We start from the raw sequence: 1,305 nt of genomic DNA, 5'->3' as shown, positions 1-1,305 counted from the left end.
GCATCGCGGTCGCCGGGACCGGTCCGTCCGGCCACGCCGTCGGCCCGCAGGAGGCCCGGTCGCAGGCGGCGCACGACCTCGGCGGCGACGTGCGCTCCCGCTGTGATCGCGTCCTGCACGACGTGGCTGCCCACGCCGCGGCGCTCCCGGCCGGCTCGGTCCGGTCCACGCGTGTCCGCACGGAACTCGTCGTCGACGCCGGCTTCCCCCTCGAGCTCGCGACCCTGCACCTCGCCGCGGCGCTGATCGCCGACGAGACCGTCCTGCTGGGCCTGTGCGGCCACGTGACGGCGGGCACGCTGCGCTACGTCCGAGCCGTGGCGGCGCTCCTGCCCGGGGGTGTCCTGCGCATCAGCCGCGGCGACCGGCTGGTCAGCGGTGGCACCGACCGCGTGGTCTGGCTGTCGTCGGACTGCGTCACGGACCGGTCGCCGGTGACGCGCGGCCTCGCAGTCGTGGCGGCGATGACGACCTCCCGGCAGATCGTCGACGGGACCTCCGACCCTGCCCGTCGCGCCGCGGCACCGACATCGTGACCGTGCGGGCGCCGACGCGGCGAGGGACAGGTCGTCCCGTCCCGCACCCACCGGAAGGGTCGACCATGCAGGCAGCAGTCGTCCACGAACTCGGGCAGCCCCTCGTCATCGAGGACCGCCCCCTCCCGGACCCCGGCCACGGGCAGGTGCTCGTCCGGATCGAGGCGTCGGGGCTCTGCCACACCGACATCCACGCGGCGCACGGCGACTGGCCGGTCCGCCCGACCCCGCCGTTCGTCCCCGGACACGAGGGGGTCGGCATCGTCGAGGCGGTCGGGCCCGACGTCACCGACCGCCGGGTCGGCGAGCGGGTCGCGCTGCCCTGGCTCGGGCACGCGTGCGGCACCTGCCGCTACTGCGTCGACGGTCGCGAGACGCTGTGCGAGCAGCAGCAGAACACGGGCTACTCGATCGACGGCGCGTTCGCCCAGTTCGCGGTGGCGGACGCGGAGTACGCGGTACCGGTGCCCGCCGGGGTCGACCCGTGGGACGCGGCACCGCTCACCTGCGCCGGACTCACCACGTACAAGGCGCTCAAGGTCGCCCACGTCGCACCGGCCGAGACCGTCGGCGTGTTCGGCGTCGGCGGTCTCGGGCACCTCGCGGTGCAGTACGCCCGGGTCTTCGGCGCCGACGTGATCGGGGTCGACGTCGAACCGGAGAAGCTCCGACTCGCACGTGACCTCGGCGCCGACCACACCGTCGACGCATCGTCCGGCGACGCCGCGGCGCAGGTCCAGGAGCTCGGCGGCGCCGACGTCGCCGTCGT

The 1,305-nt window shown here is 75.2% G+C and carries 1 protein-coding gene and 1 pseudogene; both read left to right on the top strand.

Features of this window, described 5'->3' with window-relative positions; genetic code table 11:
- Positions 1 to 536, top strand: a pseudogene (locus tag BIV03_RS12915) (hypothetical protein); the annotation flags it as partial.
- 65 nt (positions 537 to 601) lie between these two features.
- Positions 602 to 1,305 (top strand): alcohol dehydrogenase catalytic domain-containing protein (locus BIV03_RS12910; protein WP_071295998.1); only part of this gene is annotated, 704 nt, incomplete at its 3' end.

The organism is Curtobacterium sp. MCBA15_016 (assembly GCF_001865105.1).
Taxonomy (GTDB): Bacteria; Actinomycetota; Actinomycetes; order Actinomycetales; family Microbacteriaceae; genus Curtobacterium.
Note: the sequence above shows the minus strand (reverse complement) of the source record. Positions and strands in the feature narration are given on the sequence as shown.